Genomic DNA, 6,092 nt, shown 5'->3' on the forward strand with positions numbered 1-6,092 from the left:
GTGCAATTGCGCCGTGGCCCGAACGTCGTCGGCCCCTGGGGCACGCTGCAGGCTTTCGCCGATCTGTTGAAGTTCGTCTTCAAGGAGCCGGTCATCCCGTCCGGCGCCAACAAGGGCGTGTTTCTGCTGGCGCCGCTGGTGTCGGCCGTGCTGGCGATCTCGGCCTGGGCGGTCATCCCGGTCAGCCACGGCTGGGCGATCGCCAACGTCAATGTCGGCATCCTCTATGTCTTCGCCATCTCCTCGCTCGAGGTCTACGGCGTGATCATGGGCGGCTGGGCGTCGAACTCGAAATATCCGTTCCTCGGCGCGCTGCGCTCGGCCGCGCAGATGGTGTCCTACGAAGTCTCGATCGGCTTCGTCATCGTCACCGTTCTGCTCACCGCCGGCTCGCTCAACCTCACCGATATCGTGCTGTCGCAGCATGATGGAATTGGTACGCGGCTTGGCCTGCCCAACACCTTCCTCGACTGGAACTGGCTGGCGCTGTTCCCGATGTTCATCATCTTCTTCATCTCGGCGCTGGCCGAGACGAACCGCCCGCCCTTCGATCTGGTCGAAGCCGAATCGGAACTGGTCGCCGGCCACATGGTCGAATATTCGTCGACCCCGTTCCTTTTGTTCTTCCTCGGCGAGTATGTCGCCATCGTGCTGATGTGCGCGCTGGCCACCATCCTGTTCCTCGGCGGCTGGCTGCCTCCGTTCGACTTCGCGCCGTTCACCTGGGTGCCGGGCGTCATCTGGTTCGTGCTGAAAGTCTGCTTCGTGTTCTTCGGCATCTCCATGGTGAAGGCCTTCGTGCCGCGCTACCGCTACGACCAATTGATGCGGCTTGGCTGGAAAGTGTTCCTGCCGATCTCGCTGTTCATGGTGGTCGCCACCGCGGCCTTCCTCAAGATCACGGGGTTTGCGTGATGTCCGCTCTTTCCCAAGCCGCCAAATCGCTGCTGCTGCAGGATTTCGTCAGCGCCTTCTTCCTGTCGATGCGCCAGTTCTTCGCGCCGAAGGAGACGATCAACTATCCGCACGAGAAGGGGCCAACCAGCCCGCGCTTCCGCGGCGAGCATGCGTTGCGCCGTTACCCGAACGGCGAGGAACGCTGCATCGCCTGCAAATTGTGCGAGGCGATCTGCCCCGCGCAGGCCATCACCATCGAGGCCGGCCCGCGCCGCAATGACGGCACGCGCCGCACGGTGCGCTACGACATCGACATGGTGAAGTGCATCTATTGCGGCTTCTGCCAGGAAGCCTGCCCGGTCGACGCCATCGTCGAGGGGCCGAATTTCGAGTTCGCGACGGAGACGCGCGAGGAACTCTACTACGACAAGGACAGACTGTTGGCGAATGGCGACCGGTGGGAGCGCGAGCTGGCGCGCAACATCTCGCTGGACTCGCCCTACCGCTGATATTTGCCGCATGGACGGGGCGAGGGGCCTCGTCTAAGGACACAACGAAACTTGCGGCCTGAGGCGGCAAACATCGAAACAGGACGGTTGTCCTGTTTGTACAGGAACCCGGGGGATCCCCAATGTTGAGTGGACTAGAGGCGGCCTTTTTCTACCTCTTCGCCTTTGTCGCGGTGGCATCGGCGTTCATGGTCATTTCGTCGCGCAACCCCGTGCATTCGGTGCTGTTCCTGATCCTGACCTTCTTCAACGCCGCCGGCCTGTTCATGCTGACCGGCGCCGAGTTCCTGGCGATGATCCTGCTCGTCGTCTATGTCGGCGCGGTGATGGTTCTGTTCCTGTTCGTCGTCATGATGCTCGACGTCGATTTCGCCGAACTGAAGAGCGGCGCCCTGCAATATGCGCCGATCGGCGCGCTGGTCGGGCTGATCCTGGCGGCGGAGCTGATCGTGGTTCTCGGCGGCTACACCTTCGCGCCGCAGCTCGCTTCGACGGTCTCCAAGCCCATTCCGGATCTTGCCACGCGGACCAATACCGCCGCGCTCGGCGACATCCTCTATACGGACTACCTCTACTACTTCCAGATTTCGGGCCTCGTGCTGCTGGTCGCCATGATCGGCGCCATCGTGCTGACGCTGCGCCACAAGCCAGGCGTCAAGCGGCAGTCGATCGCAGCCCAGGTCGGCCGCACACCGGCGACCGGCATGGAAATCCGCAAGGTCAAGACAGGCGAGGGACTCTGAGATGGTTGTCGGCATCGCACATTATCTGACCGTATCGGCTGTTCTGTTCACGCTCGGCGTGTTCGGCATCTTCCTGAACCGCAAGAACGTCATCGTCATCCTGATGTCGGTCGAGCTGATCCTGCTGGCGGTCAACATCAACTTCGTCGCCTTTTCGGCAGCACTCGGCGATCTGGTCGGCCAGGTGTTCGCGCTGTTCGTGCTGACGGTCGCGGCGGCCGAAGCCGCCATCGGACTTGCCATTCTCGTCGTCTTCTTCCGCAACCGCGGCTCGATCGCGGTCGAAGACGTGAACATGATGAAGGGTTGACGGAACCACCATGTATCAGGCCATCGTCTTCCTTCCCCTGCTCGGCTTCCTGATCGTCGGCCTGTTCGGCACGTCGCTCGGCGCCAAGGCGTCCGAATACATCACCTCGGGTTTCCTGGTGATCGCGGCCGTGCTGTCGTGGGTCGCGTTCTTCACCGTCGGTTTCGGCCATGGCGAGGTGTTCACCGTGCCCGTGCTGCGCTGGATACAGTCGGGTGGGCTGGAAGCGTCCTGGGCGCTGCGGATCGACACGCTGACGGTGGTCATGCTGGTGGTGGTCAACACCGTGTCGGCGCTGGTCCACATCTATTCGATCGGCTACATGCACCACGATCCGAACCGGCCGCGCTTCTTCGCTTATCTGTCGCTGTTCACCTTCGCCATGCTGATGCTGGTGACGGCGGACAACCTCGTGCAGATGTTTTTCGGCTGGGAAGGGGTGGGGCTGGCGTCCTATCTGCTGATCGGCTTCTGGTACAAGAAGCCGTCGGCCAATGCCGCGGCAATCAAGGCCTTTGTCGTCAACCGCGTCGGCGATTTCGGCTTCGCGCTCGGCATCTTCGGCGTGTTCGTGCTGTTCGGCTCGGTCAATCTGGGCACCATCTTCGCCAATGCGGCGACGTTCATCCCGGCCGAAGGTGCACCGCAGGGTGCCGCGGTGCTGACTTTCCTTGGCCATGCGCTGGACAAGCAGGCGGCCATGACGATCGTCTGCCTGCTCCTGTTCATGGGCGCCATGGGCAAGTCGGCGCAAGTGCCGCTGCACACCTGGCTGCCGGACGCCATGGAAGGCCCGACGCCGGTTTCGGCCCTGATCCATGCCGCCACCATGGTGACGGCGGGCGTGTTCATGCTGGCGCGGTTGTCGCCGCTGTTCGAACTGTCGCATTCGGCGCTGACGGTCGTGACCTTCATCGGTGCCTTCACGGCCTTCTTCGCGGCCACCGTCGGTCTCGTCCAGAACGACATCAAGCGCGTCATCGCCTATTCGACCTGCTCGCAGCTCGGTTACATGTTCGTGGCGCTCGGCGTCGGCGCCTATGGCGCGGCGATCTTCCACCTGTTCACGCATGCCTTCTTCAAGGCGCTGCTGTTCCTCGGCTCGGGCTCGGTCATCCACGCCGTGTCCGACGAGCAGGACATGCGCAATATGGGCGGCCTCAGGAAACTGATCCCGACCACCTACTGGATGATGGTGATCGGCACGCTGGCGCTGACCGGCGTCGGCATTCCGGTGACGGTCATCGGCACCGCCGGCTTCTTCTCCAAGGACGCCATCATCGAGAGCGCCTTTGCCGGCCACAATTCGGTTGCCGGCATGGCCTTCGTGCTTTTGGTCATCGCCGCCTGCTTCACCTCCTTCTACTCCTGGCGGCTGATCTTCATGACCTTCCACGGCAAGCCGCGGGCGAGCCATGAGGTCATGCACCATGTCCATGAATCGCCGCCGGTGATGCTGGTGCCGCTGTTCATCCTGGCTGCGGGTGCGCTGTTTGCCGGCGTCATCTTCCACAACGCCTTCATCGGCGAGGGCTATGCCGAGTTCTGGAAGGCATCGCTGTTCACATTGCCTGACAATCACATCCTGCACGACATCCACGAATTGCCGCTGTGGGTCGAACTGTCGCCCTTCATCGCCATGCTGATCGGCTTCGCGCTGGCCTGGAAATTCTACATCCGCTCGCCGGAAATGCCGGTCAACCTGGCCGCGCAGCATCGCGGGCTCTACGCCTTCCTGCTCAACAAGTGGTATTTCGACGAGCTCTACGACTTCCTGTTCGTGCGGCCCGCCAAGCGCCTTGGCCATTTCCTGTGGAAGACCGGCGACGGCACCGTCATCGACGGCCTCGGCCCCGACGGTATCTCGGCGCGTGTCGTCGATGTCACCAACCGCGTCGTCAAGCTGCAGACCGGCTATCTCTACCACTACGCCTTCGCCATGCTGATCGGCGTTGCCGCACTCGTCACCTGGATGATGCTCTGATGACCGCCTGGCCAATCCTCTCGCTGGTCACCTTCCTGCCGCTGGTTGGTGTGCTGCTTATCCTGTTCATCAATGACGACAGCGAAAATGCACGCCGCAACATCCGCGCCATCGCGCTGTTGACGACGACTTTCACGTTCATCATCTCGCTGTTCATCTGGACCGGATTCGACAATTCGCAGTCCGGCTTCCAGTTCGTCGAGAAGGTCGCCTGGCTCGATTCCGGCATTTCCTACCATATGGGCGTCGACGGCATCTCGATGCTGTTCGTCATCCTGACGACCTTCCTGATGCCGCTCTGCATCCTGGCCTCGTGGGAATCGATCGAGAAGCGCGTCAAGGCCTACATGATTGCCTTCCTGCTGCTCGAAACGCTGATGATCGGCGTGTTCTGCGCGCTGGACATCGTGCTGTTCTACGTCTTCTTCGAAGCCGGCCTGATCCCGATGTTCATCATCATCGGCGTCTGGGGCGGCAAGCGGCGCGTCTACGCCTCGTTCAAGTTCTTCCTCTACACGCTCGCCGGTTCGGTGCTGATGCTGCTCGCCATCATGGCGATGTTCTTCCAGTCCGGAACAACCGACATCCCGACGCTGCTGACCCACAACTTCCCGGCCAACATGCAGACCTGGCTATGGCTTGCCTTCTTCGCCTCCTTCGCGGTGAAGATGCCGATGTGGCCGGTGCACACATGGCTGCCCGACGCGCACGTCGAGGCGCCGACGGCGGGCTCCGTCATCCTGGCCGGCATCCTGTTGAAAATGGGCGGGTACGGCTTCCTGCGCTTCTCCTTGCCGATGTTCCCGCTGGCGTCGGAAATGTTCGCGCCGCTGGTCTTCGCGCTGTCCGTCGTCGCCATCATCTACACCTCGCTGGTGGCGCTGATGCAGGAGGACATGAAGAAGCTGATCGCCTATTCGTCGGTTGCTCATATGGGCTTCGTCACCATGGGCATCTTCGCCATGAACCAGGAAGGCGTGCAGGGCGCGATCTTCCAGATGCTCAGCCACGGCCTCGTCTCCGGCGCGCTGTTCCTGTGCGTCGGCGTCATCTACGACCGCATGCACACACGTGAGATCGCGGCCTATGGCGGGCTGGTCAACAACATGCCGAAATACGCCACGGTGTTCCTGATCTTCACCATGGCCAATGTCGGCCTGCCCGGTACCAGCGGCTTCGTCGGCGAGTTCCTGACCATGCTCGGCGTGTTCCGGGTCAACACATGGGTGGCGTTCTTCGCCGCCACCGGCGTCATCCTGTCGGCCGCCTACGCGCTCTGGCTCTACCGCCGGGTGATCTTCGGCGCACTGACCAAGGAGAGCCTTAAGGGACTGCTCGACCTGTCGCCGCGCGAGAAGGTGATCATCTACCCGCTGGTCGTGCTGGTCATCTTCTTCGGCGTCTATCCCGCCCCGGTCTTCGACGCGACGGCCCAATCGGTCAAGTCGCTCGTCACCAATGTCACTGCATCCATCGGCACCGCGCAGACCGCGGCGGCGAACTGACCAGAGGTTTTGCGAACCATGACGCCGGACCTTCTCTCCAGCCTGTCGCTCTCGACGCCAGAGCTGATCCTTGCCGTCGGCGCGCTGGCGCTGCTGATGGTCGGAGCCTGTTCGCGCGCCAACACGGCCAACACGGTAACCGGC

General features: G+C 62.3%; 6 protein-coding genes. All 6 read left to right on the forward strand.

Annotated features, from left to right (window positions below; translation table 11 throughout):
• Positions 1-915, forward strand: a 915-nt coding sequence (nuoH, locus tag EN969_RS13170; RefSeq protein WP_127419168.1) for an NADH-quinone oxidoreductase subunit NuoH, incomplete at its 5' end; no start/stop codon positions are given.
• Complete coding sequence (gene nuoI / locus EN969_RS13175) at positions 915-1,406, forward strand: NADH-quinone oxidoreductase subunit NuoI (protein ID WP_013531098.1); 492 nt, start codon at positions 915-917, stop codon at positions 1,404-1,406. The genes nuoH and nuoI, both read left to right, overlap by 1 nt.
• A 122-nt stretch (positions 1,407-1,528) precedes the next feature.
• Positions 1,529-2,149, forward strand: coding sequence for an NADH-quinone oxidoreductase subunit J (locus tag EN969_RS13180; protein ID WP_013531099.1), 621 nt, complete (start codon positions 1,529-1,531; stop codon positions 2,147-2,149).
• 1 nt (position 2,150) lies between these two features.
• Complete coding sequence (gene nuoK, locus EN969_RS13185; protein WP_010910101.1) at positions 2,151-2,459, forward strand: NADH-quinone oxidoreductase subunit NuoK; 309 nt, start codon at positions 2,151-2,153, stop codon at positions 2,457-2,459.
• 10 nt (positions 2,460-2,469) lie between these two features.
• Positions 2,470-4,443 (forward strand): NADH-quinone oxidoreductase subunit L, encoded by a 1,974-nt coding sequence (nuoL, locus tag EN969_RS13190; RefSeq protein WP_063168236.1) that lies wholly within the window; start codon positions 2,470-2,472, stop codon positions 4,441-4,443.
• The gene (locus EN969_RS13195; protein ID WP_063168235.1) at positions 4,443-5,948 is read left to right on the forward strand and encodes an NADH-quinone oxidoreductase subunit M; all 1,506 of its coding nucleotides are present in this window, start codon (positions 4,443-4,445) and stop codon (positions 5,946-5,948) included. Before nuoL ends, EN969_RS13195 begins: the two co-directional genes overlap by 1 nt.
• Positions 5,949-6,092: the final 144 nt, after the last annotated feature.

It is taken from the genome of Mesorhizobium sp. M7A.F.Ca.CA.003.01.2.1 (assembly GCF_003998945.1).
Taxonomy (GTDB): domain Bacteria; phylum Pseudomonadota; class Alphaproteobacteria; order Rhizobiales; family Rhizobiaceae; genus Mesorhizobium; species Mesorhizobium ciceri.

Coding starts and splice junctions, on each gene's coding strand:
- nuoI (WP_013531098.1), top strand. CDS start 915: ATGTCCGCTCTTTCCCAAGCCGCCAAATCGCTGCTGCTGCAGGATTTC.
- EN969_RS13180 (WP_013531099.1), top strand. CDS start 1,529: ATGTTGAGTGGACTAGAGGCGGCCTTTTTCTACCTCTTCGCCTTTGTC.
- nuoK (WP_010910101.1), top strand. CDS start 2,151: ATGGTTGTCGGCATCGCACATTATCTGACCGTATCGGCTGTTCTGTTC.
- nuoL (WP_063168236.1), top strand. CDS start 2,470: ATGTATCAGGCCATCGTCTTCCTTCCCCTGCTCGGCTTCCTGATCGTC.
- EN969_RS13195 (WP_063168235.1), top strand. CDS start 4,443: ATGACCGCCTGGCCAATCCTCTCGCTGGTCACCTTCCTGCCGCTGGTT.